The sequence below is a fragment of the Mycobacterium tuberculosis H37Rv genome, assembly GCF_000195955.2.
In the GTDB taxonomy this organism is placed as follows: Bacteria; Actinomycetota; Actinomycetes; order Mycobacteriales; family Mycobacteriaceae; genus Mycobacterium; species Mycobacterium tuberculosis.
The window spans coordinates 4023830-4050586 of sequence record NC_000962.3 but is presented as its reverse complement, the minus strand read 5'-3'; the positions used below and the strand labels follow the sequence as shown (position 1 = coordinate 4050586).

Sequence of the window (26757 nt, the reverse complement as noted above, 5' to 3'; positions counted from 1 at the left end):
GATGTCGCAGCTGGATTCGCGCAGCGCATCTGCTCGTATCCGTGTGTTCGACCAGCAACGTGCCGAGGCCGCGGTGCGCGAATTGCTGTACGCGATCGGCGAGGATCCGGATAGGGACGGCTTGGTAGCCACCCCGTCCCGGGTTGCCCGGTCATACCGCGAAATGTTCGCCGGGCTCTACACCGACCCCGACTCGGTGTTGAACACCATGTTCGACGAAGACCACGACGAGCTGGTGTTGGTCAAGGAAATCCCTATGTACTCCACCTGCGAACACCACCTGGTGGCGTTCCACGGTGTGGCCCACGTCGGCTACATCCCGGGCGACGACGGCAGGGTGACCGGCTTGTCAAAGATCGCGCGACTGGTCGATCTGTACGCCAAGCGACCTCAGGTCCAGGAGCGGCTCACCAGTCAGATCGCCGATGCCCTGATGAAAAAACTCGATCCACGCGGGGTAATCGTGGTGATCGAGGCTGAGCATCTGTGCATGGCGATGCGCGGGGTTCGCAAGCCCGGCTCGGTCACCACTACGTCGGCGGTGCGCGGACTGTTCAAAACCAATGCCGCTTCTCGAGCCGAAGCGCTCGACCTCATTTTGCGGAAGTGAGTCCGGCGCCCGTGCAGGTGATGGGGGTTCTAAACGTCACGGACGACTCTTTCTCGGACGGCGGGTGTTATCTCGATCTCGACGATGCGGTGAAGCACGGTCTGGCGATGGCAGCCGCAGGTGCGGGCATCGTCGACGTCGGTGGTGAGTCGAGCCGGCCCGGTGCCACTCGGGTTGACCCGGCGGTGGAGACGTCTCGTGTCATACCCGTCGTCAAAGAGCTTGCAGCACAAGGCATCACCGTCAGCATCGATACCATGCGCGCGGATGTCGCTCGGGCGGCGTTGCAGAACGGTGCCCAGATGGTCAACGACGTGTCGGGTGGGCGGGCCGATCCGGCGATGGGGCCGCTGTTGGCCGAGGCCGATGTGCCGTGGGTGTTGATGCACTGGCGGGCGGTATCGGCCGATACCCCGCATGTGCCTGTGCGCTACGGCAACGTGGTGGCCGAGGTCCGTGCCGACCTGCTGGCCAGCGTCGCCGACGCGGTGGCCGCAGGCGTCGACCCGGCAAGGCTGGTGCTCGATCCCGGGCTTGGATTCGCCAAGACGGCGCAACATAATTGGGCGATCTTGCATGCCCTTCCGGAACTGGTCGCGACCGGAATCCCAGTGCTGGTGGGTGCTTCGCGCAAGCGCTTCCTCGGTGCGTTGTTGGCCGGGCCCGACGGCGTGATGCGGCCAACCGATGGGCGTGACACCGCGACGGCGGTGATTTCCGCGCTGGCCGCACTGCACGGGGCCTGGGGTGTGCGGGTGCATGATGTGCGGGCCTCGGTCGATGCCATCAAGGTGGTCGAAGCGTGGATGGGAGCGGAAAGGATAGAACGCGATGGCTGACCGAATCGAACTGCGCGGCCTGACCGTGCATGGTCGGCACGGGGTCTACGACCACGAGCGAGTGGCCGGGCAGCGGTTTGTCATCGATGTCACCGTGTGGATAGACCTGGCCGAGGCCGCCAACAGCGACGACTTGGCCGACACCTATGACTACGTGCGGCTGGCTTCGCGGGCGGCCGAGATCGTCGCCGGACCCCCGCGGAAGCTGATCGAAACGGTCGGGGCCGAGATCGCTGATCACGTGATGGACGACCAGCGAGTGCATGCCGTTGAGGTGGCGGTACACAAGCCGCAGGCGCCCATTCCGCAGACGTTCGACGATGTGGCGGTGGTGATCCGACGCTCACGGCGCGGCGGCCGCGGTTGGGTAGTCCCGGCGGGCGGCGCGGTATGACGCGGGTAGTGCTCTCGGTTGGCTCCAACCTGGGTGACCGCCTGGCACGATTGCGGTCGGTCGCCGACGGTCTCGGCGATGCGTTGATTGCGGCTTCCCCGATATATGAGGCCGACCCCTGGGGTGGGGTGGAGCAGGGGCAGTTCCTCAATGCGGTGCTGATCGCCGACGATCCTACCTGCGAACCGCGGGAGTGGCTGCGGCGGGCGCAGGAGTTCGAGCGCGCTGCGGGCAGGGTGCGTGGCCAGCGCTGGGGTCCACGAAATCTCGACGTCGACCTGATCGCCTGCTACCAGACCTCGGCCACCGAGGCTCTGGTCGAAGTGACCGCGCGGGAGAACCACCTCACGCTGCCGCACCCACTGGCGCATCTGCGGGCCTTTGTGTTGATCCCGTGGATTGCCGTCGACCCAACGGCGCAGCTGACGGTTGCCGGGTGCCCGCGGCCCGTCACGCGACTGCTGGCCGAGCTGGAGCCCGCCGACCGCGACAGTGTGCGGTTGTTTAGGCCGTCGTTCGATCTGAATAGCAGACACCCCGTCAGTCGGGCACCGGAAAGCTGATGGGACCGACCCGAAAACGTGATCTGACCGCCGCGGTGGTCGGCGCCGCGGCGGTGGGATATCTGTTGGTGGCGGTGCTTTACCGGTGGTTTCCGCCGATCACGGTGTGGACGGGCTTGTCCTTGCTCGCGGTCGCGGTCGCCGAGGCGTTGTGGGCTCGCTACGTGCGGGTCAAGATCAGCGATGGCGAGATCGGAGACGGGCCCGGCTGGCTGCACCCGCTTGTGGTGGCGCGCAGCTTGATGGTAGCCAAGGCCTCGGCCTGGGTGGGTGCGCTGGTGACGGGGTGGTGGATCGGGGTGCTGGCGTACTTCCTGCCGCGGCGGTCATGGCTGCGGGCGGCCGCCGAGGACACCACTGGCACGGTGGTGGCGGCGGGCAGCGCGCTAGCGTTGGTGGTTGCCGCGCTTTGGCTGCAACATTGCTGCAAGTCTCCGCAGGATCCGACCGAGCACGCCGACGGCGCGGAAAGCTAGCCCACACCCGACGGTGCCGCGCGCTGCGTCGGCCATGGCCGAACCGGCGATGGGCGTCGGTCGTCGACGTTGCTGGCCGGGCGGCCGACCCGGAATGCGGGGTTGTCTACGCGGCGAATTTGGCCGAACTGCCTACCCGGCTAAGCCATGCGGGAATCGCCGGACCGGCGCGACACGCGGATTGACCTCGCCCGGGTACAGTCAGGCCATGACCGTTCTGTCCCGCGGCGCCCGGGTCCGGCGCGGCGGCCGCAGGCCGGGTTGGGTGCTTTTGACGGCGTTGCTGGTCCTGGCGATTGGGGCCAGTTCCGCATTGGTTTTCACCGATCGCGTGGAACTTCTCAAGCTCGCTGTTCTGCTGGCGCTGTGGGCGGCGGTCGCGGGTGCGTTTGTGTCGGTGCTTTACCGCCGGCAAAGCGACGTGGATCAGGCCCGGGTGCGTGACCTGAAGCTGGTCTATGACCTTCAGTTGGATCGCGAGATTTCGGCGCGCCGGGAGTACGAGCTGACCCTGGAATCTCAGCTGCGCCGCGAGCTGGCCTCGGAGTTGCGCGCTCCGGCCGCCGACGAGGTAGCAGCCCTGCGGGCCGAACTGGCCGCGCTGCGAACCAGCCTGGAGATTTTGTTCGACGCCGACCTCGAGCACCGTCCGGCGCTGGGGACCGTGGAGAAAGAGGCCAGGGCCGCGCGTGCCCTCGATGGCGAGAGCCCTCCCGCGGACTGGGTATCCAGCGATCGGGTTATGGCGGTCCGCGGGGGTGATGGCGCCAGCCGCACCGACGAGGCCTCGATCATCGATGTGCCGGAGGTGGGGGTACCACCGGTGAGCGGAGGACCGCGGCATTATGAGGCTCCGCCACCGCCGCAACCTGAGCCGTTATTCGAGCCGCGCCACCGGCCCCCGCCGCTCCCGCCGCAACAGGAGCGACCAGTCTGGCAGCCGGTCACCAGCCACGGGCAGTGGCTGCCTGCCGAAACACCTGGCAGCCAGTGGGCATCCGTCGAACCCGAAACCACGCCGGCGGCCCCGCCGCCGGGGCGCCGGCGCCGCGCCCGGCATGCCAGCCCAGCAGACCAGGCCTACAATCCGCCCGCCTACGTCGAGCTCGCGGCACAATACGGTGAATCCGGTCGCCGGTCGCGTCATTCGGCGGAGCACCGCGACCATGACATCGGCGGCTCCGGTGCCGGGACGGGTGAGCGTCCGCCGTCACCTCCAATGGCCCCGCCGCCGCCTGCTGAGCCCACACGCCGGCACCGCACCGCGGACACGCCGCCGGATGACTCCGGTGGTTTGCATGCGCGGGACCCGCTAACCGGCGGCCAGTCGGTCGCCGACCTTATGGCGAGGCTTCAGGTCGAGTCGACCGGAGGCGGCCGGCGTCGCCGCCGCGGTGAATAGCGGCGCCGCTTGTGCCAGGGTGTACCCGCCCGATTGCCGCCGGCAACCGACACTGTTGGTGTAGTGACCAAATCAGCAGTGCCCCGGGTGGGTCTTGACGTGCAAATCGACTACAGTCTTGGTGACCGTCCGGTACCCGGGCATGGGACTGGAACGAACCAAGAAACCTGTGAGGCCGTCTGCTATGGAGCGGTTCGACGGTTTGCGTCCGGCCAGGCTCAAGGTGGGGATCATCTCGGCTGGCCGGGTCGGCACCGCGCTAGGGGTCGCGCTGCAGCGCGCCGACCATGTTGTGGTGGCGTGCAGCGCCATCTCTCATGCGTCCCGGCGGCGCGCGCAGCGCCGGCTGCCTGATACCCCGGTGCTGCCACCGCTGGACGTCGCGGCCAGCGCTGAGCTGCTGCTATTGGCGGTCACCGACAGCGAACTCGCCGGCCTGGTATCCGGCCTGGCAGCCACCTCGGCGGTGCGGCCACAAACGATTGTGGCGCACACCTCCGGAGCTAACGGGATTGGCATTCTGGCGCCGCTAGCCCAACAGGGCTGCATACCATTGGCGATTCACCCGGCGATGACCTTCACCGGCTCCGACGAGGACATCAGCCGGCTGCCGGATACCTGCTTCGGGATCACCGCGGCCGACGACGTCGGGTATGCGATCGGACAGTCACTGGTTCTTGAGATGGGCGGGGAGCCGTTTTGTGTGCGCGAAGACGCCCGCATCCTCTACCACGCGGCGCTGGCCCATGCGAGCAACCACATCGTCACCGTGCTGGCCGATGCGCTCGAGGCGTTGCGGGCCGCCCTGAGCGGGGGGGAACTGCTCGGCCAACAAACCGTCGACGACCAGCCGGGCGGGATCGTGGAGCGCATCGTCGGGCCGCTGGCCAGAGCGGCGCTGGAGAACACGCTGCAGCGGGGACAGGCCGCGCTCACCGGACCGGTCGCCCGCGGCGATGCGGCAGCGGTCGCGGATCATCTGGCGGCCCTCGCGGACGTCGACGCAGCGCTGGCCCAGGCATACCGGATAAACGCGCTGCGGACCGCGCAGCGCGCACACGCCCCCGCGGATGTCGTCGAGGTTTTGACGGCATGACGATTCCTGCGTTCCATCCCGGTGAACTCAATGTGTACTCGGCACCGGGGGATGTCGCCGATGTCAGTCGCGCACTGCGACTCACCGGCCGGCGAGTGATGTTGGTGCCTACTATGGGTGCGCTGCACGAAGGCCACCTCGCGTTGGTGCGTGCGGCCAAGCGGGTGCCCGGATCGGTCGTCGTCGTGTCGATCTTCGTCAACCCGATGCAATTCGGTGCCGGGGAAGATCTCGACGCCTATCCCCGCACCCCGGACGACGACCTGGCGCAACTGCGGGCCGAAGGCGTGGAAATCGCTTTCACGCCAACTACCGCGGCGATGTATCCCGACGGCCTGCGCACCACCGTGCAACCCGGTCCGTTGGCCGCCGAACTCGAGGGCGGCCCGCGGCCAACCCATTTCGCCGGCGTGCTGACGGTCGTGCTAAAGCTGCTGCAGATCGTGCGCCCGGATCGGGTGTTCTTCGGTGAGAAGGACTACCAGCAGCTGGTGCTGATCCGGCAGCTGGTCGCGGACTTCAACCTCGATGTCGCGGTGGTCGGCGTGCCGACCGTGCGCGAAGCCGACGGGCTGGCGATGTCGTCGCGCAACCGCTACCTGGACCCGGCCCAGCGTGCGGCGGCCGTCGCGCTCTCGGCGGCGCTAACGGCCGCAGCGCATGCGGCAACGGCTGGCGCGCAGGCCGCGCTGGATGCCGCCCGTGCGGTGCTCGACGCTGCACCCGGCGTGGCGGTCGACTACCTGGAGCTGCGCGATATCGGGCTTGGCCCGATGCCGCTCAACGGTTCCGGTCGGCTGCTGGTTGCTGCCCGGCTTGGCACCACCAGGCTGCTGGACAACATTGCGATTGAAATCGGAACTTTCGCCGGCACCGACCGCCCGGACGGATACCGGGCAATCCTCGAATCACATTGGAGAAACTGATGTTACGGACGATGCTGAAGTCGAAGATCCACCGCGCCACGGTGACCTGCGCCGACCTGCACTACGTCGGCTCGGTGACCATCGATGCCGACTTGATGGACGCCGCCGACCTGCTGGAAGGCGAACAGGTAACCATCGTCGATATCGACAACGGTGCTCGACTGGTCACCTACGCGATCACCGGCGAACGCGGCAGTGGTGTGATTGGCATCAACGGTGCCGCCGCGCACTTGGTGCATCCGGGGGATCTGGTGATTCTGATTGCGTACGCGACGATGGACGACGCCCGGGCCCGCACATACCAGCCGCGGATCGTGTTTGTCGACGCTTACAACAAACCGATCGACATGGGCCACGATCCGGCATTTGTGCCCGAAAACGCGGGCGAGCTGCTAGACCCCCGGCTCGGTGTGGGATAGCCGTGCTGCTGGCGATTGACGTCCGCAACACCCACACCGTTGTGGGCCTGCTGTCCGGAATGAAAGAGCACGCAAAGGTCGTGCAGCAGTGGCGGATACGCACCGAATCCGAAGTCACCGCCGACGAACTGGCACTGACGATCGACGGGCTGATCGGCGAGGATTCCGAGCGGCTCACCGGTACCGCCGCCTTGTCCACGGTCCCGTCCGTGCTGCACGAGGTGCGGATAATGCTCGACCAGTACTGGCCGTCGGTGCCGCACGTGCTGATCGAGCCCGGAGTACGCACCGGGATCCCTTTGCTCGTCGACAACCCGAAGGAAGTGGGCGCAGACCGCATCGTGAACTGTTTGGCCGCCTATGACCGGTTCCGGAAGGCCGCCATCGTCGTTGACTTTGGATCCTCGATCTGTGTTGATGTTGTATCGGCCAAGGGTGAATTTCTTGGCGGCGCCATCGCGCCCGGGGTGCAGGTGTCTTCCGATGCCGCGGCGGCCCGCTCGGCGGCATTGCGCCGCGTTGAACTTGCCCGCCCACGTTCGGTGGTTGGCAAGAACACCGTCGAATGCATGCAAGCCGGTGCGGTGTTCGGCTTCGCCGGGCTGGTAGACGGGTTGGTAGGCCGCATCCGCGAGGACGTGTCCGGTTTCTCCGTCGACCACGATGTCGCGATCGTGGCTACCGGGCATACCGCGCCCCTGCTGCTGCCGGAATTGCACACCGTCGACCATTACGACCAGCACCTGACCTTGCAGGGTCTGCGGCTGGTGTTCGAGCGTAACCTCGAAGTCCAGCGCGGCCGGCTCAAGACGGCGCGCTGACGTCGATGCCGGCATCGAGTCTGGGTACCGGGTCGCCCGCCGCCGACAGGCTCGACGCCACCCACGAGCGTCGGCGTGAGGTCATTTAAGCTGGCACGTCGTGAGTGCCGCTGACACAGCAGAAGACCTTCCTGAGCAGTTCCGGATTCGCCGGGACAAGCGCGCTCGCTTGCTGGCCCAGGGGCGCGATCCCTATCCCGTCGCGGTGCCGCGCACTCACACGTTGGCCGAGGTTCGCGCCGCCCACCCTGACTTGCCGATCGATACCGCGACCGAAGACATCGTCGGCGTCGCGGGCCGAGTGATCTTTGCGCGCAACTCGGGAAAGCTATGCTTTGCGACACTTCAGGACGGCGATGGTACCCAGCTGCAAGTGATGATCAGCCTCGACAAGGTCGGCCAGGCTGCTCTCGACGCATGGAAAGCCGATGTCGACCTGGGCGACATCGTCTACGTGCATGGCGCGGTGATCAGTTCGCGCCGCGGCGAGCTGTCCGTCCTGGCGGATTGCTGGCGGATCGCCGCCAAGTCGCTGCGGCCGCTTCCCGTCGCGCACAAAGAGATGAGTGAAGAGTCGCGGGTTCGTCAGCGCTATGTTGACCTCATAGTTCGACCGGAAGCGCGCGCGGTGGCTCGACTACGGATCGCCGTCGTCCGCGCGATCCGGACGGCGCTTCAACGTCGTGGGTTCCTGGAAGTCGAGACGCCCGTCTTGCAGACGTTAGCCGGTGGTGCGGCGGCCCGTCCGTTCGCCACTCATTCCAATGCCCTAGACATCGATCTGTACCTGCGGATCGCGCCGGAACTGTTCCTCAAGCGCTGCATCGTGGGTGGTTTCGACAAGGTCTTCGAACTTAATCGAGTGTTCCGAAACGAAGGAGCCGATTCCACGCATTCTCCGGAATTCTCCATGCTGGAGACCTACCAGACCTACGGAACCTATGACGATTCGGCAGTCGTCACCCGGGAGCTTATTCAAGAGGTGGCCGATGAGGCGATCGGAACCAGACAACTGCCGTTGCCCGACGGCAGTGTCTATGACATCGACGGAGAATGGGCGACTATACAAATGTACCCGTCGCTGTCTGTGGCGCTCGGTGAAGAGATCACACCGCAGACGACGGTCGATCGCTTACGTGGGATCGCCGATAGCCTTGGCCTGGAGAAAGACCCAGCGATTCATGACAACCGTGGCTTCGGCCACGGCAAACTCATCGAGGAACTCTGGGAGCGCACAGTGGGCAAGAGCTTGAGCGCACCCACATTTGTCAAGGATTTTCCGGTTCAGACAACGCCTTTGACCCGTCAGCACCGCAGTATCCCCGGCGTAACCGAGAAGTGGGACCTCTATCTGCGCGGAATCGAACTTGCCACCGGCTACTCGGAATTAAGCGACCCGGTAGTCCAGCGGGAGAGATTCGCCGACCAGGCCCGTGCCGCGGCCGCTGGCGATGACGAAGCGATGGTGCTTGACGAGGATTTTCTGGCCGCTCTGGAGTACGGCATGCCACCGTGCACCGGAACCGGAATGGGTATCGATCGGTTGTTGATGTCTTTGACTGGGTTGTCAATTAGGGAGACAGTTTTGTTCCCGATTGTTCGACCACACTCCAACTGAACTGTGGGTGTTGTGTCTGGATTGAGTATTCTGCGTTCTTATGGCAGATTGGTGACCGGGGAGTCTATCCGTACTGCACAGGAAGAAACGCGAGGGTAAGCCAATGGCGAAGAAAGTAACCGTCACCTTGGTCGACGATTTCGACGGTTCGGGCGCCGCCGACGAAACGGTCGAATTCGGGCTTGACGGGGTGACCTATGAGATCGACCTTTCCACTAAGAATGCCACGAAACTGCGTGGCGACCTGAAGCAATGGGTGGCGGCGGGCCGTCGCGTCGGTGGGCGCCGGCGCGGCCGTTCCGGATCCGGCCGTGGACGTGGCGCGATCGACCGCGAGCAGAGCGCGGCGATCCGCGAATGGGCTCGTCGTAACGGGCACAATGTGTCGACGCGAGGCCGGATCCCGGCCGACGTCATCGACGCATACCACGCGGCGACCTGACATTTGGCTACCGGCGCCCAGGCGAAAGCCTGGGCGCCGGTACTTTGCCGCGTTCGCTGGCGGCGAACCGATGGCCGCTCGGCGCCGGAAACGCTTGGGTGGTTTTCTCGTTTATCTCCTATGCGGTTCTGTTCAACGGCGACTTGGGGCGCTGCGCCCCGGAACCGACCAGGCACCGCAAGGTTAGGAACCCTGGCAGGCCGACCATTACAGTGGACGGCAGGTACGCGGTGTCGACCGCTGTATCCGATGGTGAGGGAGAGCAGGTAGCCACCGATGTTCGAACGATTTACCGACCGTGCCCGCAGGGTCGTCGTCCTGGCTCAGGAAGAGGCCAGGATGCTCAACCACAACTACATCGGCACCGAGCACATTCTTTTAGGCCTGATCCATGAAGGGGAAGGCGTTGCCGCCAAGTCACTGGAGTCGTTGGGGATCTCGCTGGAAGGTGTGCGCAGTCAGGTCGAGGAGATCATCGGCCAGGGCCAGCAGGCGCCGTCTGGGCACATTCCGTTTACCCCCCGCGCCAAAAAGGTCCTCGAGCTGAGCTTGCGTGAAGCGCTGCAGCTTGGCCACAACTACATCGGGACCGAACACATTTTGCTGGGCCTCATCCGAGAGGGTGAAGGCGTGGCCGCCCAGGTGCTGGTCAAGCTGGGCGCCGAGCTGACCCGGGTGCGCCAGCAGGTGATCCAGCTGCTCTCCGGTTACCAAGGCAAGGAGGCCGCCGAAGCCGGCACCGGCGGCCGCGGGGGAGAGTCCGGCTCTCCGTCTACGTCCTTGGTGCTCGACCAGTTCGGCCGCAACCTCACGGCGGCGGCGATGGAAGGCAAACTGGACCCGGTCATCGGCCGCGAGAAGGAAATCGAGCGGGTCATGCAGGTGCTCTCTCGGCGCACCAAGAACAACCCGGTGCTGATCGGCGAGCCCGGCGTCGGCAAGACCGCGGTCGTCGAAGGACTGGCGCAGGCCATCGTGCACGGCGAGGTGCCCGAGACGCTCAAGGACAAGCAGCTCTACACGCTGGATCTGGGATCGCTGGTGGCGGGTAGCCGCTACCGCGGTGACTTCGAGGAACGCCTCAAGAAGGTGCTCAAGGAGATCAACACCCGCGGTGACATCATCCTGTTTATCGACGAGCTGCACACCTTGGTCGGTGCTGGAGCCGCCGAGGGCGCGATCGACGCCGCCTCGATCCTGAAACCGAAGCTCGCTCGCGGTGAACTGCAAACGATCGGCGCCACCACGCTCGACGAATACCGCAAGTACATCGAGAAGGACGCCGCGCTGGAGCGCCGCTTCCAGCCGGTGCAGGTGGGTGAGCCGACGGTGGAGCACACCATCGAGATCCTCAAGGGCCTGCGGGACCGGTACGAGGCGCACCACCGGGTGTCGATCACCGATGCGGCGATGGTGGCCGCCGCGACCCTGGCCGACCGCTACATCAACGACCGGTTCCTGCCCGACAAGGCGATCGACCTGATCGACGAGGCGGGTGCTCGGATGCGGATTCGTCGCATGACCGCACCGCCAGACCTACGCGAGTTCGATGAGAAGATCGCCGAGGCTCGTCGGGAGAAGGAATCGGCTATCGACGCCCAGGACTTCGAGAAGGCCGCCAGCCTGCGCGACCGGGAGAAGACACTGGTCGCACAGCGTGCTGAGCGCGAAAAGCAGTGGCGTTCAGGCGATCTTGACGTGGTCGCGGAGGTCGACGACGAGCAGATCGCCGAGGTGCTGGGCAACTGGACCGGTATCCCGGTGTTCAAGCTCACCGAGGCCGAGACCACCCGGCTGTTGCGGATGGAAGAAGAGCTGCACAAGCGGATCATCGGGCAAGAGGACGCCGTCAAGGCCGTTTCCAAGGCCATCCGGCGTACCCGGGCCGGGCTGAAAGACCCCAAGCGCCCGTCGGGCTCGTTCATCTTCGCCGGCCCGTCCGGTGTCGGTAAGACCGAACTGTCCAAGGCGCTGGCCAACTTCTTGTTCGGTGACGACGACGCGCTTATTCAGATTGACATGGGTGAATTCCACGACCGGTTCACCGCGTCGCGGCTATTCGGCGCGCCGCCCGGATACGTCGGCTACGAGGAGGGCGGCCAACTCACCGAGAAGGTGCGGCGCAAGCCGTTCTCGGTGGTGCTGTTCGACGAGATCGAGAAGGCGCATCAGGAGATCTACAACAGCCTGCTGCAGGTGCTCGAGGATGGCCGGCTCACCGACGGGCAGGGCCGCACGGTGGACTTCAAGAACACCGTGCTGATCTTTACGTCCAATCTGGGCACCTCCGACATCTCTAAGCCGGTCGGTCTGGGCTTTTCCAAGGGCGGCGGTGAGAACGACTACGAGCGGATGAAACAGAAGGTCAACGACGAGCTGAAGAAACACTTCCGCCCGGAGTTCCTCAACCGCATCGACGACATCATCGTCTTCCACCAGCTGACCCGCGAGGAGATCATCCGGATGGTCGACCTGATGATCAGCCGGGTCGCCGGCCAGCTCAAGAGCAAGGACATGGCGCTGGTGCTGACCGATGCGGCCAAGGCGCTGCTGGCCAAGCGTGGCTTCGACCCGGTGTTGGGGGCCCGCCCGTTGCGGCGCACCATCCAGCGTGAGATCGAAGATCAGCTCTCGGAGAAGATCCTCTTCGAGGAGGTCGGGCCGGGTCAGGTGGTCACCGTCGACGTGGACAACTGGGACGGTGAAGGTCCCGGCGAGGACGCGGTGTTCACCTTCACCGGTACCCGCAAGCCGCCGGCCGAGCCGGATCTGGCCAAGGCTGGAGCGCACAGCGCGGGCGGCCCGGAGCCGGCCGCGCGGTAGCGGTCTAGGTCCATCGGCCGTATTAGGCGAAAACCGCGACCGCCGATCCGCTGTGACAATAGACTCTGCTGACGTCGGTTTGTCCGGAAGCTGTTCGGAGGTGGCCAATGTCGTTTGTGATTGCCGTTCCGGAGTTCCTGTCGGCGGCGGCCACGGATTTGGCCAATCTCGGTTCGACGATCAGCGCGGCTAACGCGGCTGCCAGCATCCCGACCACCGGCGTGCTGGCCGCGGGCGCAGATGACGTATCGGCGGCGATTGCGGCGCTCTTCGGCGCGCACGCCCAGGCGTATCAGACGATCAGCGCGCAGGCGGCGACGTTTCATGCCCAGTTCGTGCAGACCTTGAGTGCGGGTGCGGGGGCGTATGCCAACGCCGAGGCCGCCAACGTTCAGCAGAGTTTGCTGAACGCGATCAATGCGCCCACCCAGGCACTGTTGGGACGTCCGTTGATCGGTGATGGTGCCGACGGGACGGCGCCCGGGCAAAACGGCGGGGCGGGCGGGCTGCTGTATGGCAATGGCGGTAATGGCGCGGCCGGGGTGAACGCGGGGATTGCCGGCGGCAGCGGCGGGGCGGCCGGGTTGATCGGCAACGGCGGATCCGGTGGTGCCGGCGGAGCCGGTGCGGCCGGCGGGTCCGGCGGACAAGGCGGGCTGCTGTACGGCAACGGCGGCGCGGGCGGCAACGGCGGGGCGGCGACTATCCCCGGCGGCAACGGCGGCGCCGGTGGTGCCGGCGGCAACGCGTGGCTATTCGGCAACGGTGGGGCCGGGGGGCTCGGCGCGGCCGGCGCGGCGGGTGCCGCCGGGGTCAACCCCCTGACCGTCCCGGCGGGCCAGGGCAGCATGGGTAACAACGGTGAACCGGGCGGACCCGGCCAGCCAGGCACCGAGTTCGGGCAAACCGGTGGCACCGGTGGCACTGGCGGTACTGGCCTGTCCGTTGGCGGGACCGGCGGGACCGGCGGCACCGGGGGGACCGGCGGGGCCGGCGGCTCTGGCGGTCGGGGTGGGCTCCTGGTCGGCGACGGCGGCGCAGGTGGCATCGGGGGCACAGGGGGCGAAGGCGGCATCGGCGCCCGGGGCGGCACCGGCGGTCAGGGCGGAATGGGCGGCGCCGGGCAACCAGGCGTTGGGGGTGACGCTGGTGACGGGGGTAACGGCGGGATCGGCGGTGACGGCGGCGCCGGCGGAGACGGCGGCGCGGGCGGCGCGGGCGGCGCGGGCGGCCTGTTCGGCGTCTCCGGTAGCTCCGGGCTGGGCGGTGCCGCCGGTAGCGGGGGTAATGGCGGGGGCGGTGGTGAGCCCGGTGTGGCCGGCTCCCCGGGCGTTGGGCCTGCGGGCCGTGGCGGCGACGGCAACCTCGGCCAGTTCGGCCCTGAAGGTGCACCCGGCCAGCCCGGCCAGCCGGGCCAGCCCGGTTGACATCGTTGCAGCGGGTCCGTCAGCACCCCGCCGCCTGCTGGAGCAGCTACCGAGTGTCACTGGGCCGGTCGAGGCCCTCGCGCGCGTCGAGTTTTGCGGCCAGGGCGTCGACCTTATTGCCGAGCTCGGCTAGGTAGTCGACGATCGTCTTGTCGCCGAGTACCGGCCAGCCGCGGCCCTCGATGCCGCGTAGCTGGTCCCACACCTCCTCGAGCAGGATGCGATCGTCACGCGGGTTGCGCGGCTTGGGCAGAATCGGTGGGCGGGCAATCACCGCCGGCGGCGGGGTGAGGGGGTGGTCGAACTCGCCCCGCGTGTCCTTTGCCACCTCGGCGCGAAACCAGTCCATCGACAGGTTTCCCGGGTCCCATTTGCCTTGAGCCGCCCCGGCATACTCTTTGTGCCCAATATTGCGTTCGGGCCCGTAGCCGAGCTTGAGCGTGAGCGCCGCGGCGACGTCTCGCATGCTCACGATCTGCGCGTCAGGCCAGCGCTCACCGGCGTCGTAGGAGCCGTCACGCCGGATGGTCGGCCACGCGCACTCGACGCCAATCATGTGCCAGTTGGCGTTGTCGGTTGGCAGCCACGGGTAGCTGCCGCGGCCGGCGTGCCAGCACACGCCTACCGCGACGATCGTTACGACCCCGCTGTGCGCGATGTGCAGATTGGCCAGCGGGCCGGGTAAGTCGGGCCGGCCGCGGGCAATGCTTTTGGCGGTCTCACGTGAGTTGCCGGTGTGGTGCCACATCACACCGCGGATATCGCGAAAGTCGCCGTGTCCGCGTTCCCGCCAGCCGTCGAGCACCCGCAGGCGCTCGCCGAGTGCCGGCCGTAGCACCTCCTCGAGCCAAATCGGATCGCCGATCCATCCCACGGTGGCGCCTCCTATCGGTGAGCCGGAGCGAATCGGCCGTCGAACGCACCGGCGCGGGAAGTGTCTCGTTGTTCACGTCGAGCACGACCGGCCGGTCGTTACGGAAGCGAGCCGCGGATACCTCCGGATGCCTGGGCTGTAGCGATCTATTGTGGCGCTATCAACGCAAAGACTTGCCTGGCGACCTGCAGCATCCAGCCGGTCACCGTCGGTCCGTGATCGCGGGGCCAGTTCAGCTGAAAGCTCACCACCCATGGTTGGCCGGTCTTGTCGACGGCGTACCAGCTGAACGTCAGATCGCCTGGCAGGCCACCTGCTTTCGCGCCGATATAGGGCCACACGCTGCGGTCCAGCTGGATACCCGGGACGGCGGACATGATCTGTCGGACGGGCGAGGCCGGGCCGACCGCGTCGGCTCGCAGTGCCGCGTGCACACGGCAGATATCTTCGGCGCTGCCGTACCATTCCGCACCGTAGTTTGACGCCGGAGTGTGAGCGCGCGTTGGGTCGGGTTGGTAGGGCGTGGAATTGGTTTGCCGCAGTATCTGGGCACGGACCTGTTGGGTCGCATGCTTCCACTGGTCACGCAGATCTGGCTTGCCCCAGCCGACGGAGAACAGCTCGTACATCGTGGGGAAGGGGGTCATGCTGGCCGGATCGTGATGGCCGGCGCTGGCCAGCGCTTCCTCGATGGCGCGGGTGCCCAGCCTTTCGATCAGCAAGTCGGTGGCCATGTTGTCACTGGTGGCGATCATCTTCTCGGCGGCTGTGCGAACCGAAACACGTGCCCCCACAGGCAGTTCCAGGCCGGAAGAGCCCACGGCTTTGCTTTTGGCGGTGACCGTCAGCAGATCATCCCAGGACACCGTGTTGTGCTGGACCGCACCGGCCAGCGCATGTAACACGTACAACTTGAAGATCGATGCCAGCGGCAGGGATTCGCCGGTGTTGGTGCCCGCCACCGGGTCGCAGCGACCGTTGTCGACCTTTGCCACCTGAAATGAGTAGCGGGCGCCGGTCTTGCTCAGCGCCGCGTCGACGTCGCGCCACGAAGCGATCGACGGCGCCTGCGTTTCGACGTCGAATCGGTCAACCCAGCCGTCGTCGTCGGTATGAATGCGGATGTCTTGTTGCGCGCCGTAAGAGGAGATGAGGTGCAACGCGGCCACACTGGCGCCGATATCGACGCCGGCCAGCGCGAACGGGCGATCCCACCAGAGCGCTTCCATGGTGGTCTTGACCGTGTCGACCTGCCCGGGCGCGGCGAGAGTGCCAACGCCGATCTCGCCGATCGGCCAGTCCGAGTTGAGCATGTCCATGGTCTGTTGCGCCCGCAGACCAGGCGGAGTTCTGGTGTCGATCCGGTGCCCGTGATTTGCCGCGTTCGCGGACGGCGTCGGAGCTGAGGAGCAACCCGACGCCAGCGCCACAATCAATGCCGCCGCGGCGCTTAACGCCAGCATCCGGCGCCCCGCGCGCCGGTTATGCAGTCTTGCCGGTCCCACCGACGTCAAGCACGACCTCGAATTCCAGCAGCGAAGCACCGGTCGCCACGGGGTTGGCCCGGTGTCCGGCATGGGCTGCGATGGCGGGCCCGTTTGCCCACGCCTGGAATGCTTCATCGGACTCCCAGTGTGTCACCACGAAGTAGCGTTCTTCACCCTTGACCGGACGTAACAGCTGAAAGCCGAGGAAACCCGGGGAGTTCTCGACCGCGTGCGCGCGGTGAGCGAACCGCTTCTCCAGCTCGGGGCCAGCGCCGGCGGGCACCTCGATTGCGTTGATCTTCACCACTGGCATGCCGCTAGGCTACCGTGCCCCGCATGCCAGCGAATCTGTTAACCCATCGCGGCGGACGGGGCGAGCCGTTGGTCCTGGTGCACGGCTTGATGGGTAGGGGTTCCACCTGGGCCCGTCAGCTTCCGTGGCTGACGCTGTTAGGCGCCGTGTACACCTACGACGCGCCCTGGCACCGCGGGCGTGACGTCGCCGATCCACACCCGATCAGCACCGAACGCTTCGTGGCCGATCTGGGCGACGCGGTTTCGGCGCTGGGCGCGCCGACCAGGATGGTCGGACATTCGATGGGAGCCTTGCATTCGTGGTGTCTGGCTGCCGAGCGCCCGGAACTGGTTTCGGCGCTGGTGGTCGAGGACATGGCGCCGGACTTCCGTGGTAGGACCACCGGCCCATGGGAGCCGTGGCTGCGCGCCCTTCCGGTCGAATTCGACTCTGCCGAACAGGTATTCGCCGAGTTCGGGCCCGTCGCCGGCCGGTACTTCCTGGACGCATTCGACCGCACGGCCACCGGGTGGCGGCTACACGGGCGCACCGCACGATGGATCGAGATCGCCGCCGAATGGGGCACCCGTGACTACTGGGCGCAGTGGCGGGCCGTACGGTCGCCGGCGCTGCTCATCGAGGCCGGCGATGGGGTAACTCCCCCGGGCCAGATGCGCGCGATGGCTGAAAGAGATTATCCGACAGCGTATTTGCGTGTTCCCGACGCCGGTCATCTGGTTCATGACGAGGCTCCACAGGTTTACCGGCGGGCGGTGGAGTCGTTCCTGGCGGGGCTTACCCCGTGAGCCCACGCGGCGCGGGCAATGTGGCGAAAAGCCTGGCCATAACGGGTTTTGTCGGCCCGTGATCGCGCTACGATCGGGCCGTCAGGCCGCGCCGCGGAAAGGGGTGTCAGATGTCGTTTGTGATCGTGGCGCCGGAAGCGCTGATGTCGGTGGCTTCAGAGGTGGCCGGTATCGGTTCGGCGCTCAATGCCGCCAACGCCGCCGCGGCCGCCCCGACCACGGGTGTGCTAGCGGCCGCCGCGGACGAGGTGTCGGCGGCGATGGCGGCGCTGTTCGGCGCGCACGCCCAGGAGTACCAGAGGCTCAGCGCCCAGGCGGCGGGGTTTCATGCCCAGTTCGTGCAGGCGTTAAACGCGGGAGTGAACTCCTATGCCAGCGCCGAGGCCGCCAACGCGTCGCCGCTGCAAGCCGTGGAGCAGCAGGTGCTCGGCTTGATCAACGGGCCCGCGCAGACGCTACTGGGGCGCCCGTTGATCGGCAACGGTGCCGACGGGGCGCCGGGAACCGGGCAGCCGGGCGGGCCCGGCGGGCTGCTGTGGGGTAATGGCGGCAACGGCGGGTCGGGTGTGGCCGGTGTGGGCGGGCCCGGTGGTAGCGGCGGCGCCGCCGGGCTGTTCGGGCACGGCGGCAATGGCGGGGCCGGCGGGAGCAACGCCGCCGGCGCCGGCGGTGTGGGCGGAGCCGGTGGGGCGGGCTGGCTGGTCGGCAACGGCGGTGCCGGCGGGTTCGGCGGGGTGGGAACGACCGTCAGTGGCAACGGAGGAGCCGGCGGCGCCGCCGGCGCGTTCGGCAATGGCGGTGTGGGCGGGGCGGGCGGGGCCGCGGTCATCGGCGGGTTGCCCGGCAATGGGGGTGCCGGCGGCAACGCGGGGCTGATCGGCGCCGGCGGCGACGGCGGCGTCGGCGGGGTGGGTGCCCCCGGAACCAACGGGATGAACCCGCCGCCGAACCAGACCAGCCAGGCGGCAAACGGAAGCCCCGGCGCCAACAACGGCGCCGGTAGCGGTGGCGCAGGGCTGCCCGGCAACCCGGGTGCCGTACCAGGGCGGGCTGGCGGCGCTGGCGGTTTAGGCGGCAGCGGCAGCGATACGAGTGAAGGCCCTGTGACGGGGGGCAACGGAGGCAATGGCGGCGACGGCGGTCCCGGCGCGCCCGGCGGCAACGGCGCACCCGGCGGCATCGGTGTCAATACCGGTACTGGCTGGGCCTACGGGGGAAACGGGGGCAATGGCGGTGACGGTGGCGCCGGCGCCCGGGGCGGCGACGGGGGCAACGGGGGCAACGGCCTAGCGCTAAACGGTGGCAACGGGATCGGCGGCAACGGTGGCGCCGGGGGCCGGGGCGGCACCGGGGCTGCGGGCGGCAATGGTGGCATTGGCGGCGGCGCCACCGGCACGCTGACCTTTTTTGGTAGCGGAGGCGACGGCGGCCCCGGCGGGGCTGGCGCCAACACCGCCGGCACCGGGGGTGTCGGCGGTGTCGGGGGTGCGGGCGGTCAGGGCGGGCTGCTGTTCGGCGACGGCGGTAACGGGGGCGCCGGCGGTGCCGGCGGCATCGGCGGCACGGGTGCCTCGGGCGGCGCCGGAGGCAAGGGCGGCTCTGGCCTGGTCGGCGGTGACGGCGGCAACGGTGGTGCCGGCGGCGCCGGCGGCAACGGCGGCAAGGGCGGTGCCGGAGGTGCCGGCGGAGGTGCCGGAATGTTCAGCCAGCCAGGTGTCCACGGTGCGGGCGGTACCGGGGGCCAGGGAGGTGCCGGCGGCGCTGGCGGCGCGGGTGGCGCCGCGGGAGCTGGGACAGTCGTCGCGGGCAACCCCGGTGATCCCGGCGGTTTCGGCGCCGCCGGTGCGGACGGCCTACCCGGCTAAAACCCTTCGCCGGGCAACGCGAACCGGCCATCGACCGTCCGGGTCACCAGCGCATCGGCCAGCAGCGACTCCAGCGCCCGGTCACGCTGTGCGGTATCGGTCAGCCACGCCACGTCCAACTCGGCCCGGGTGACGGGAAACTCCGCGGCGCGCAACACATCCAGTAACCGTCCGCGGACTTGGCGGTCGGTTCCGGTGTAGGCCTGCCCCCGGCGCGGCGGACCGTCCGACGGCGGATAACCGGCATGCCGCCATGCGCACCAGTCCAGCGGGCATAACCCGCACCGGGGTGTGCGGGCGGTGCACACCGTCGCACCCAACTCCATCAGCGCGACCGAAAATTCAGGCGCCGTCTCGCGGTGCGGCAACAGCGCCAAGACGTCGGCGTGGTCGCGCGGCACCGATGGCGCACCGGCGTCGGCGCGGCCGTGAACGGCGCGGGCCACCACGCGCCGCACATTGGTGTCCACCACCGGCACCCGCTGGCGGTAAGCGAAACACGCCACCGCGCGCGCGGTGTAGCTCCCGACGCCCGGCAGGGTGACCAGGATCTCGATATCGTCGGGCACCACGTCATTGTGGTCGCGGGCGATGACGGTGGCGCACTCGTGTAAGCGCTTGGCTCGCCTGGGATAGCCCAGCTTGCCCCAGGCGCGTAACACATCGGCGGTGCTGGCCGTGGCGGTGGCCGACGGCGTGGGCCACCGCCGCACCCAGTCCGGCCAGATCGCCAGCACCCGGGCGGCCGGCGTCTGCTGCAGCATGAACTCGCTGACCAGGATCTGCCACGGGCTGACACCGGGCTCTCGCCAGGGCAGATCCCGGTGCGATCGCTGATACCAAGCGAGAAGATTGGTATCTGATATGTGTCGCGGGCCGGTCACCGACGGTTCCGGCAGTATGTGAGGCATGCCCAACACCAATCCGGTAGCCGCGTGGAAAGCACTCAAAGAGGGTAACGAGCGATTCGTCGCCGGCCGGCCCCAGCATCCCAGTCAGAGCGTCGACCACCGAGCCGGCTTGGCCGCCGGGCAGAAGCCCACGGCGGTGATCTTCGGCTGCGCGGACAGCCGAGTGGCCGCTGAGATCATCTTCGACCAAGGCCTGGGCGACATGTTCGTGGTCCGCACCGCCGGGCATGTCATCGACTCGGCCGTGCTGGGCTCCATAGAGTACGCGGTGACCGTGCTCAATGTGCCGCTCATCGTCGTCCTCGGCCACGACAGCTGCGGCGCCGTGAACGCCGCTTTGGCCGCGATCAACGACGGCACCCTGCCAGGCGGCTACGTGCGAGACGTCGTGGAAAGGGTTGCGCCGTCGGTCCTGCTCGGCCGCCGTGACGGTCTGAGTCGTGTCGACGAGTTCGAGCAACGACATGTACACGAGACGGTGGCGATCCTCATGGCGCGTTCATCGGCCATCTCAGAACGAATCGCAGGGGGCAGCCTGGCGATCGTGGGCGTCACCTATCAACTCGACGATGGGCGGGCTGTACTGCGCGACCACATCGGCAACATCGGCGAGGAGGTCTGAGTTACCGCCCGATAACAGGCCACCGTTAACACGGCGTCGGCCAGCGAAGCCGGCGACACGCCGAGGCGGGTCAAGCGCGTTTGCGTGACCTGGCCCTACGGTGTAATCGTGCTGGATCTGGAACCGCGTGGCCCGCTACCTACCGAGATCTACTGGCGGCGCAGGGGGCTGGCCCTGGGCATCGCGGTCGTCGTAGTCGGGATCGCGGTGGCCATCGTCATCGCCTTCGTCGACAGCAGCGCCGGTGCCAAACCGGTCAGCGCCGACAAGCCGGCCTCCGCCCAGAGCCATCCGGGCTCGCCGGCACCCCAAGCACCCCAGCCGGCCGGGCAAACCGAAGGTAACGCCGCCGCGGCCCCGCCGCAGGGCCAAAACCCCGAGACACCCACGCCCACCGCCGCGGTGCAGCCGCCGCCGGTGCTCAAGGAAGGGGACGATTGCCCCGATTCGACGCTGGCCGTCAAAGGTTTGACCAACGCGCCGCAGTACTACGTCGGCGACCAGCCGAAGTTCACCATGGTGGTCACCAACATCGGCCTGGTGTCCTGTAAACGCGACGTTGGGGCCGCGGTGTTGGCCGCCTACGTTTACTCGCTGGACAACAAGCGGTTGTGGTCCAACCTGGACTGCGCGCCCTCGAATGAGACGCTGGTCAAGACGTTTTCCCCCGGTGAGCAGGTAACGACCGCGGTGACCTGGACCGGGATGGGATCGGCGCCGCGCTGCCCATTGCCGCGGCCGGCGATCGGGCCGGGCACCTACAATCTCGTGGTACAACTGGGCAATCTGCGCTCGCTGCCGGTTCCGTTCATCCTGAATCAGCCGCCGCCGCCGCCCGGGCCGGTACCCGCTCCGGGTCCAGCGCAGGCGCCTCCGCCGGAGTCTCCCGCGCAAGGCGGATAATTATTGATCGCTGATGGTCGATTCCGCCAGCTGTGACAACCCCTCGCGCACATGACGGGCCCACATGGCGCCGATGCCGTCCACTGATTGCAGATCGCCGGCGCTGGCCGCCAGCAGACCCTGCAACGTTCCGAACGCCCGGACCAGCAGGTCGGCATGGGCGAACTGGAGCCGGGGGATACCGGCCATCGCGCGGTAGCCACGCGGGCTCAGCGTCGAATCCTGCGCTTCCGTGGTCGTCGGATATCCGAAAACCTTTGCCAGCGCGGTGAAATCGAGGAGGTCGCCGTCCGACAGGGCGTCCAGTTCGTCCAGGGTGGCATTGATTTGCCCCGTGGACGGTGGTTCCGGGTTGGCGTGGTAATCGCGCACGATCAATTCCCGGGCGGTGTCGTTGCCGCCGAGCAACTCGTCGAGCTGCAGCCGCAGCTGACGACCATCAGTGCCGAGTTCGACCACGTCGTAGTCGATCACCAGCCCGATTCGCCGGACCAGCTCGAGGCGTTGCACCACCGTCATCACATCGCGCAGCGTGACGAAGTCCTCGATTTCTGCCCTGGACAGTTGCCGGCTGACCTCGTCGAGCCTGGTTTTGTACCGCTCCAGGGTTGCGATGGCCTGGTTGGCCCGCGACAGGATGGTTGCCGAGTCGGTCAATACGTGACGTTCCCCGCGGACGTAGACGGTCACGATGTTCATCGAGTGGCTCACTGAGATCACCGGGTAACCGGTCTGGATCGCGGCCCGCTCGGCCGAGCGGTGCCGGGTCCCCGATTCGTCGGTGGGGATCGACGGATCCGGTACCAGTTGCACGTTGGCCCGCACGATGCGGCTGCCGTCGGTGGACAGCACCACGGCGCCGTCCATCTTGCACAGCTCGCGTAGCCGGGTTGCTGCATAGCGGACATCGAGGGAGAAGCCACCATCGCAGATGGCCTCGACATTCTCGTCATGGCCCAGCACGATCAGGGCACCAGTGCGGCCGCGCAGGATACGCTCCAGGCCGTCCCGCAGCCCAGTGCCCGGGGCTAGGCGGGCGACAGCCTCACGCAGGGTCGGACGAGTCACAGCGTGCATTCTGCTATGTACCGCGCCCTAGTGGGACGTGTCCAGTCCCGGAATGTGAGGGCGGGGTTGCGAGGGTGGTGCCGCGGTGGTCGGCAATGTCGACCATGTACTGCAGCGCCGCGACGATGGTGGATGCGCGCAGCGCGTGCATACCGGGCGGCACCGGATCGTCACTGGGCGGGACCAAGGCGATGGTGAACCCTTGGCGGGCGGCTTCGCTAAGGCGCCGCGCCATCCCGTTGACCCGCCGGATGTCGCCGGCCAGACCTACCTCGCCGATCATGACGGCAGTGGTGGGCAGCGGCAGATTTGCATAGGCCGAGGCGAGCGCGATGGCGACCGCCAGATCCGCCGACGGCTCGGTCAACCGCATGCCGCCCACGGTGGACAGGTAGATGTCGTTAACGGCGATCGCCAGCCGTGCGTGCTTTTCCAGCACAGCAGCGATCATCGCAGCGCGGGCCTGGTGGATCCCGCTGACGGCCCGCCTCGGCGAGCCGCCGCACGGTGTGGCCAGCAATGCCTGGACTTCCCCGACGAGCGGCCGTTTTCCGTCCAGCGTCACGGTGATCGCGGTACCGGCGACGGGTGTCGGCCGCTGGTCCAGGAACAGGTTCGACGGGTCGACGATACCGTCAATTCCGTTGTCGTGCAGGAGGAAACATCCGACTTCATCGGCGGCGCCGAATCGGTTCTTGACCCCGCGGACCATCCGCAGCGCACCGTTGCGGTCCCCTTCAAAATGCAGCACAACGTCGACGAGGTGCTCTAGCGAACGCGGTCCGGCTATGGCCCCGTCCTTCGTGACGTGGCCGACGAGAATCAATGCGACCTCGTTGGCCTTGGCGGCAGCGGTCAGGGCAGCCGTAACCGCACGGACCTGCGTGACCCCGCCGGTGACGCCGTCGGCCTCGCTGGTGGACATGGTCTGCACCGAGTCGACGATGACCAGTGCCGGCTGCACCGTCTCGATCTGGTCGAGCACGGTGTGCACGTCGGACTGTGCGGCGAGGTAGATCTCCTCGACCTCCGTGCCGCAGCCGATCCGGTCGGCACGCAGCCGGATCTGACCGGCGGATTCCTCACCAGAGACATAGAGCGCGCGCCGTCCGGACTGGGCCCAGCGGTGCGCGACCTCGAGCAACAGCGTCGACTTACCCACTCCGGGATCGCCGGCCAGCAGTGTCACCGAACCGGGAACGATACCGCCACCTAGCACCCGGTCCAGTTCGTCGATGCCGGTTGGGCAGGGTCGGGTCCGATGCGCGTCGACGGCACTGATCGGAACGGCGCCCGACGCCGGCGCCACCGAACGGCGCCTGGTGCCACCGACGGCACTGAGCACCGCCACCTCGTCTACGGTGCCCCAGCGGCCGCACTCCAGGCAGCGTCCCACCCACTTCGCGCTGACATGGCGGCATTCCGAACAGCGGTACTGCGAACGAGCGTTGGCCACGCCGTGACCGTATCGGGGGGGTGTGACAACCCGAGCGAGTCGCTCGTCTGGCGACGATGCGGCGCCTATTCGTGCGGCGTAGCCAATCCGGCCGAGATCGGCACCATTACGCTGCCCTGACCGGCCTTCTCGAACTTGAAGGTGAAGTTGTAGGTGAGGCCGTTTGCGATCGGCTTGGTCAAGTTAACGGTCGCCTTGGCCGCTTGATTGGATGGCAAGGGCCCCGGCGCCACGATCTGGCCGTCCGGCGTCCCGACAAAAAGCATCCCGGATGCGGGCAGTCGAGCGTCGCCGGCCACCGTCACCGAGCCGATATCACTGGTGATGCCCACCAGCCGGTCCGAAACGTCGGGTGATTGGTTGACGGCTACCAGCACCAGATCCACCGCTTTGCCTGGCTGGATGAAATCGCTGGTTTGGACGGCCTGGATGCGGATGTCGCGCAGCAACACGTTGTTGATGGTGAGCCGATTGCCGTTGACGGCCGGCTTCTGGTTCGCTGTCTGGGAGATCTGACCGGCCCCGCAACCGCTCAGTGCGGCGGCCAGCAGGGCGATGCTCGCCACCCAGGTGGTCATCCCGGCAAGACGCAGGCGGATGTTGCAGCGGTTCACTCGGATGCCTCCTGCTCGGCCTTGGCGCGGCATGGTGCCTGCGGCTCGACTATGCACAGTAGTAGTTAGGTGCCGCCGACGGTAGCGGTGGGGACCGCGGCGTCGACCGGACCGGCGCGGTAGCCCGGGCACCCCGTTCTCAGGGGCGTCCCAGATTCGGCGATGCACTTCTAGGCCCGTCTGTCAACCCCCAATCTTCCCGCGCTATGCCCCTGACCTGCACCGTTGTTCGGCGCCCGTTAGGGCCCCGTGTTAGCATGGAGTAACGAAAGGGGCTCAAATCAGATGATTTTCAAGGTCGGAGACACCGTTGTCTATCCACACCACGGTGCTGCGTTAGTCGAGGCGATCGAAACCCGGACCATCAAAGGGGAACAAAAAGAGTATCTCGTCTTGAAAGTTGCGCAGGGCGACCTGACAGTACGAGTTCCCGCTGAAAACGCCGAATACGTCGGTGTTCGCGATGTCGTCGGGCAGGAAGGCCTGGACAAGGTTTTCCAGGTGTTGCGTGCCCCGCACACCGAGGAGCCGACGAACTGGTCACGTCGTTACAAGGCGAACCTCGAGAAACTCGCATCCGGCGATGTGAACAAGGTGGCCGAGGTAGTGCGCGATTTGTGGCGTCGCGACCAGGAGCGTGGCTTGTCGGCCGGTGAGAAGCGCATGCTGGCCAAGGCCCGGCAGATTCTGGTCGGCGAGTTGGCGTTGGCTGAGAGCACCGATGACGCCAAAGCCGAGACCATCCTTGACGAGGTTTTAGCCGCCGCGTCTTGACCGCCCTGAGGCTCTAGTGGTCAGGGAAGCGGGCGAAGTAGTTGCGATCGTCCCGGCTGCGGGGTCGGGGGAGCGGTTGGCCGTCGGTGTGCCCAAGGCGTTTTACCAGCTCGACGGGCAGACTCTCATTGAGCGGGCCGTCGATGGCCTGCTGGATTCGGGGGTAGTTGACACCGTTGTTGTGGCCGTGCCCGCCGACCGTACGGACGAGGCGAGGCAGATCCTCGGCCACAGGGCGATGATTGTGGCGGGTGGGTCGAATCGCACTGACACCGTGAACCTGGCGCTGACAGTGCTGTCCGGGACCGCGGAGCCGGAGTTTGTGCTTGTGCATGATGCCGCGCGGGCACTGACACCACCGGCCCTGGTCGCCCGGGTGGTCGAGGCGTTGCGGGACGGTTATGCCGCCGTCGTTCCCGTACTGCCGCTTTCTGACACCATCAAGGCCGTGGATGCCAACGGGGTGGTCCTGGGCACGCCGGAACGAGCCGGGCTGCGGGCCGTGCAGACCCCACAAGGGTTCACTACCGACCTGCTGCTGCGGTCATATCAGCGCGGCTCCCTAGACCTTCCAGCCGCCGAGTACACCGATGACGCGTCGCTGGTCGAGCATATCGGCGGCCAGGTGCAGGTGGTCGACGGCGATCCGCTGGCGTTCAAGATCACCACCAAACTGGATCTGTTGCTGGCCCAAGCTATAGTGCGCGGGTGAATCAGCTGCCCCGCGTTGGTTTGGGGACCGATGTGCATCCGATCGAACCCGGACGTCCGTGCTGGCTGGTAGGGTTGTTGTTCCCGAGCGCCGACGGTTGCGCGGGCCACTCCGACGGTGACGTGGCCGTTCATGCGCTGTGCGACGCGGTGCTGTCGGCCGCGGGGCTAGGCGACATTGGCGAGGTGTTCGGCGTCGACGATCCCCGTTGGCAGGGTGTCAGTGGTGCCGACATGTTGCGCCATGTCGTCGTCCTGATCACCCAGCATGGCTATCGGGTCGGCAACGCTGTGGTGCAGGTGATCGGCAACCGACCGAAGATCGGTTGGCGCCGGCTCGAGGCGCAGGCGGTGCTGTCACGTCTGCTCAACGCGCCGGTGTCGGTGTCGGCTACCACCACCGACGGGCTGGGCCTCACTGGCCGCGGCGAGGGCTTGGCCGCAATCGCTACGGCATTGGTGGTTTCGTTGCGGTAGCGCACTCCTGGTCCGGACGCGCGCGCCGCAGGTTGCAG

General features: G+C 67.2%; 28 protein-coding genes and 1 other annotated feature. Of the genes, 21 read left to right on the top strand and 7 right to left on the bottom strand.

Going from position 1 to position 26757, the window contains the following annotated elements:
- Position 1: 1 nt before the first annotated feature.
- The 14 genes from folE to PE_PGRS59 all read left to right on the top strand — a co-directional run bounded on the left by folE (position 2) and on the right by PE_PGRS59 (position 13856).
- Positions 2 to 610: a GTP cyclohydrolase I gene (gene folE / locus Rv3609c; protein ID NP_218126.1), complete on the top strand. Its 609-nt coding sequence runs from the start codon at positions 2 to 4 to the stop codon at positions 608 to 610.
- On the top strand, positions 607 to 1449 hold the full coding sequence (gene folP1, locus Rv3608c) for a dihydropteroate synthase (protein ID YP_177997.1): 843 nt from the start codon (positions 607 to 609) through the stop codon (positions 1447 to 1449). The genes folE and folP1 overlap by 4 nt, the downstream gene beginning before the upstream one ends.
- Positions 1442 to 1843 carry a dihydroneopterin aldolase gene (folB, locus tag Rv3607c; protein ID YP_177996.1) on the top strand — a complete coding sequence of 134 codons (402 nt, stop codon included), beginning with the start codon at positions 1442 to 1444 and terminating at the stop codon, positions 1841 to 1843. Before folP1 ends, folB begins: the two co-directional genes overlap by 8 nt.
- Positions 1840 to 2406, top strand: coding sequence for a 2-amino-4-hydroxy-6-hydroxymethyldihydropteridinepyrophosphokinase (gene folK / locus Rv3606c; protein NP_218123.1), 567 nt, complete (start codon positions 1840 to 1842; stop codon positions 2404 to 2406). Before folB ends, folK begins: the two co-directional genes overlap by 4 nt.
- Entirely contained in the window at positions 2406 to 2882 is a 477-nt protein-coding gene (locus Rv3605c) for a hypothetical protein (protein ID NP_218122.1), read from the top strand. Before folK ends, Rv3605c begins: the two co-directional genes overlap by 1 nt.
- 208 nt (positions 2883 to 3090) lie before the next feature.
- Complete coding sequence (locus Rv3604c) at positions 3091 to 4284, top strand: transmembrane protein (protein NP_218121.2); 1194 nt, start codon at positions 3091 to 3093, stop codon at positions 4282 to 4284.
- Between the two features lie 184 nt (positions 4285 to 4468).
- Positions 4469 to 5380: a hypothetical protein gene (locus Rv3603c; RefSeq protein ID NP_218120.1), complete on the top strand. Its 912-nt coding sequence runs from the start codon at positions 4469 to 4471 to the stop codon at positions 5378 to 5380.
- A complete protein-coding gene (gene panC, locus Rv3602c; protein NP_218119.1) occupies positions 5377 to 6306 on the top strand; it encodes a pantothenate synthetase in 930 nt (309 codons plus the stop codon). The genes Rv3603c and panC overlap by 4 nt, the downstream gene beginning before the upstream one ends.
- The gene (panD, locus tag Rv3601c; protein NP_218118.1) at positions 6306 to 6725 is read left to right on the top strand and encodes an aspartate 1-decarboxylase; all 420 of its coding nucleotides are present in this window, start codon (positions 6306 to 6308) and stop codon (positions 6723 to 6725) included. The genes panC and panD overlap by 1 nt, the downstream gene beginning before the upstream one ends.
- A gap of 2 nt (positions 6726 to 6727) precedes the next feature.
- Complete coding sequence (locus Rv3600c) at positions 6728 to 7546, top strand: type III pantothenate kinase (protein ID NP_218117.1); 819 nt, start codon at positions 6728 to 6730, stop codon at positions 7544 to 7546.
- A gap of 100 nt (positions 7547 to 7646) precedes the next feature.
- Positions 7647 to 9164 (top strand): lysine--tRNA ligase, encoded by a 1518-nt coding sequence (gene lysS / locus Rv3598c; protein NP_218115.1) that lies wholly within the window; start codon positions 7647 to 7649, stop codon positions 9162 to 9164.
- A gap of 103 nt (positions 9165 to 9267) precedes the next feature.
- Complete coding sequence (lsr2, locus tag Rv3597c; RefSeq protein ID NP_218114.1) at positions 9268 to 9606, top strand: iron-regulated H-NS-like protein; 339 nt, start codon at positions 9268 to 9270, stop codon at positions 9604 to 9606.
- Between the two features lie 42 nt (positions 9607 to 9648).
- Positions 9649 to 9708, bottom strand: a sequence feature (mpr17, fragment of putative small regulatory RNA (See DiChiara et al., 2010), ends not mapped, 82-118 nt bands detected by Northern blot in M. bovis BCG Pasteur.; Fragment of putative small regulatory RNA).
- Between the two features lie 174 nt (positions 9709 to 9882).
- Positions 9883 to 12429, top strand: a complete 2547-nt coding sequence (gene clpC1 / locus Rv3596c) for an ATP-dependent protease ATP-binding subunit ClpC (protein YP_177995.1) — start codon at positions 9883 to 9885, stop codon at positions 12427 to 12429.
- A 107-nt stretch (positions 12430 to 12536) separates the two neighbouring features.
- Complete coding sequence (gene PE_PGRS59, locus Rv3595c) at positions 12537 to 13856, top strand: PE-PGRS family protein PE_PGRS59 (protein YP_177994.1); 1320 nt, start codon at positions 12537 to 12539, stop codon at positions 13854 to 13856.
- A gap of 46 nt (positions 13857 to 13902) precedes the next feature.
- Here the strand turns inward: PE_PGRS59 and Rv3594 are convergent, their stop codons facing one another.
- The 3 genes from Rv3594 to Rv3592 form a co-directional block, all read right to left on the bottom strand.
- Entirely contained in the window at positions 13903 to 14730 is an 828-nt protein-coding gene (locus Rv3594) for a hypothetical protein (RefSeq protein NP_218111.1), read from the bottom strand.
- A gap of 146 nt (positions 14731 to 14876) precedes the next feature.
- On the bottom strand, positions 14877 to 16235 hold the full coding sequence (gene lpqF, locus Rv3593) for a lipoprotein LpqF (RefSeq protein ID NP_218110.1): 1359 nt from the start codon (positions 16233 to 16235) through the stop codon (positions 14877 to 14879).
- A complete protein-coding gene (locus Rv3592) occupies positions 16213 to 16530 on the bottom strand; it encodes a heme-degrading monooxygenase (protein ID NP_218109.1) in 318 nt (105 codons plus the stop codon). The genes lpqF and Rv3592 overlap by 23 nt, the downstream gene beginning before the upstream one ends.
- 14 nt (positions 16531 to 16544) lie before the next feature.
- Here Rv3592 and Rv3591c point away from each other — a divergent pair, with 14 nt between their 5' ends.
- Together Rv3591c and PE_PGRS58 are read left to right on the top strand one after the other, a co-directional pair.
- Positions 16545 to 17318, top strand: a complete 774-nt coding sequence (locus Rv3591c; RefSeq protein ID NP_218108.1) for a hydrolase — start codon at positions 16545 to 16547, stop codon at positions 17316 to 17318.
- Positions 17319 to 17428: 110 nt separating this feature from the next.
- Positions 17429 to 19183: a PE-PGRS family protein PE_PGRS58 gene (PE_PGRS58, locus tag Rv3590c; protein ID YP_177993.1), complete on the top strand. Its 1755-nt coding sequence runs from the start codon at positions 17429 to 17431 to the stop codon at positions 19181 to 19183.
- On the opposite strand, the gene mutY is transcribed toward PE_PGRS58, so the two are convergent.
- Positions 19180 to 20094 carry an A/G-specific adenine glycosylase gene (gene mutY, locus Rv3589; RefSeq protein NP_218106.1) on the bottom strand — a complete coding sequence of 305 codons (915 nt, stop codon included), beginning with the start codon at positions 20092 to 20094 and terminating at the stop codon, positions 19180 to 19182. The two genes, PE_PGRS58 and mutY, sit on opposite strands and share 4 nt — an antisense overlap.
- Between mutY and canB the strand changes: the two genes are divergently transcribed.
- Both canB and Rv3587c read left to right on the top strand, forming a co-directional pair.
- Positions 20093 to 20716, top strand: coding sequence for a carbonic anhydrase (gene canB / locus Rv3588c; protein NP_218105.1), 624 nt, complete (start codon positions 20093 to 20095; stop codon positions 20714 to 20716). The two genes, mutY and canB, sit on opposite strands and share 2 nt — an antisense overlap.
- Positions 20717 to 20824: 108 nt before the next feature.
- Positions 20825 to 21619: a membrane protein gene (locus Rv3587c; RefSeq protein ID NP_218104.1), complete on the top strand. Its 795-nt coding sequence runs from the start codon at positions 20825 to 20827 to the stop codon at positions 21617 to 21619.
- On the opposite strand, the gene Rv3586 is transcribed toward Rv3587c, so the two are convergent.
- From Rv3586 to lpqE, 3 genes are all read right to left on the bottom strand, one after another.
- Positions 21620 to 22696, bottom strand: coding sequence for a DNA integrity scanning protein DisA (locus Rv3586; protein NP_218103.1), 1077 nt, complete (start codon positions 22694 to 22696; stop codon positions 21620 to 21622).
- 4 nt (positions 22697 to 22700) lie between these two features.
- On the bottom strand, positions 22701 to 24143 hold the full coding sequence (radA, locus tag Rv3585; protein ID NP_218102.1) for a DNA repair protein RadA: 1443 nt from the start codon (positions 24141 to 24143) through the stop codon (positions 22701 to 22703).
- Positions 24144 to 24208: 65 nt separating this feature from the next.
- The gene (lpqE, locus tag Rv3584) at positions 24209 to 24757 is read right to left on the bottom strand and encodes a lipoprotein LpqE (protein NP_218101.1); all 549 of its coding nucleotides are present in this window, start codon (positions 24755 to 24757) and stop codon (positions 24209 to 24211) included.
- 285 nt (positions 24758 to 25042) lie between these two features.
- Here lpqE and Rv3583c point away from each other — a divergent pair, with 285 nt between their 5' ends.
- Genes Rv3583c through ispF form a run of 3 tightly spaced genes read left to right on the top strand, consistent with a single transcriptional unit; the run spans position 25043 to position 26719 of the window.
- Positions 25043 to 25531: an RNA polymerase-binding transcription factor CarD gene (locus Rv3583c; protein ID NP_218100.1), complete on the top strand. Its 489-nt coding sequence runs from the start codon at positions 25043 to 25045 to the stop codon at positions 25529 to 25531.
- 16 nt (positions 25532 to 25547) lie between these two features.
- The gene (ispD, locus tag Rv3582c; RefSeq protein NP_218099.1) at positions 25548 to 26243 is read left to right on the top strand and encodes a 2-C-methyl-D-erythritol 4-phosphate cytidylyltransferase; all 696 of its coding nucleotides are present in this window, start codon (positions 25548 to 25550) and stop codon (positions 26241 to 26243) included.
- Positions 26240 to 26719: a 2C-methyl-D-erythritol 2,4-cyclodiphosphate synthase gene (gene ispF / locus Rv3581c; protein ID NP_218098.1), complete on the top strand. Its 480-nt coding sequence runs from the start codon at positions 26240 to 26242 to the stop codon at positions 26717 to 26719. The genes ispD and ispF overlap by 4 nt, the downstream gene beginning before the upstream one ends.
- Positions 26720 to 26757 lie beyond the last annotated feature (38 nt).

Bases quoted from the DNA above. Each gene is read 5' to 3' on its own strand.
- folE (NP_218126.1), top strand. From the start codon at position 2: ATGTCGCAGCTGGATTCGCGCAGCGCATCTGCTCGTATCCGTGTGTTC.
- panC (NP_218119.1), top strand. From the start codon at position 5,377: ATGACGATTCCTGCGTTCCATCCCGGTGAACTCAATGTGTACTCGGCA.
- Rv3583c (NP_218100.1), top strand. From the start codon at position 25,043: ATGATTTTCAAGGTCGGAGACACCGTTGTCTATCCACACCACGGTGCT.
- canB (NP_218105.1), top strand. From the start codon at position 20,093: ATGCCCAACACCAATCCGGTAGCCGCGTGGAAAGCACTCAAAGAGGGT.
- Rv3586 (NP_218103.1), bottom strand. From the start codon at position 22,696: ATGCACGCTGTGACTCGTCCGACCCTGCGTGAGGCTGTCGCCCGCCTA.
- PE_PGRS58 (YP_177993.1), top strand. From the start codon at position 17,429: ATGTCGTTTGTGATCGTGGCGCCGGAAGCGCTGATGTCGGTGGCTTCA.
- PE_PGRS59 (YP_177994.1), top strand. From the start codon at position 12,537: ATGTCGTTTGTGATTGCCGTTCCGGAGTTCCTGTCGGCGGCGGCCACG.
- Rv3604c (NP_218121.2), top strand. From the start codon at position 3,091: ATGACCGTTCTGTCCCGCGGCGCCCGGGTCCGGCGCGGCGGCCGCAGG.
- folK (NP_218123.1), top strand. From the start codon at position 1,840: ATGACGCGGGTAGTGCTCTCGGTTGGCTCCAACCTGGGTGACCGCCTG.
- folB (YP_177996.1), top strand. From the start codon at position 1,442: ATGGCTGACCGAATCGAACTGCGCGGCCTGACCGTGCATGGTCGGCAC.
- Rv3592 (NP_218109.1), bottom strand. From the start codon at position 16,530: ATGCCAGTGGTGAAGATCAACGCAATCGAGGTGCCCGCCGGCGCTGGC.
- panD (NP_218118.1), top strand. From the start codon at position 6,306: ATGTTACGGACGATGCTGAAGTCGAAGATCCACCGCGCCACGGTGACC.
- Rv3603c (NP_218120.1), top strand. From the start codon at position 4,469: ATGGAGCGGTTCGACGGTTTGCGTCCGGCCAGGCTCAAGGTGGGGATC.
- clpC1 (YP_177995.1), top strand. From the start codon at position 9,883: ATGTTCGAACGATTTACCGACCGTGCCCGCAGGGTCGTCGTCCTGGCT.
- lsr2 (NP_218114.1), top strand. From the start codon at position 9,268: ATGGCGAAGAAAGTAACCGTCACCTTGGTCGACGATTTCGACGGTTCG.
- mutY (NP_218106.1), bottom strand. From the start codon at position 20,094: ATGCCTCACATACTGCCGGAACCGTCGGTGACCGGCCCGCGACACATA.
- Rv3605c (NP_218122.1), top strand. From the start codon at position 2,406: ATGGGACCGACCCGAAAACGTGATCTGACCGCCGCGGTGGTCGGCGCC.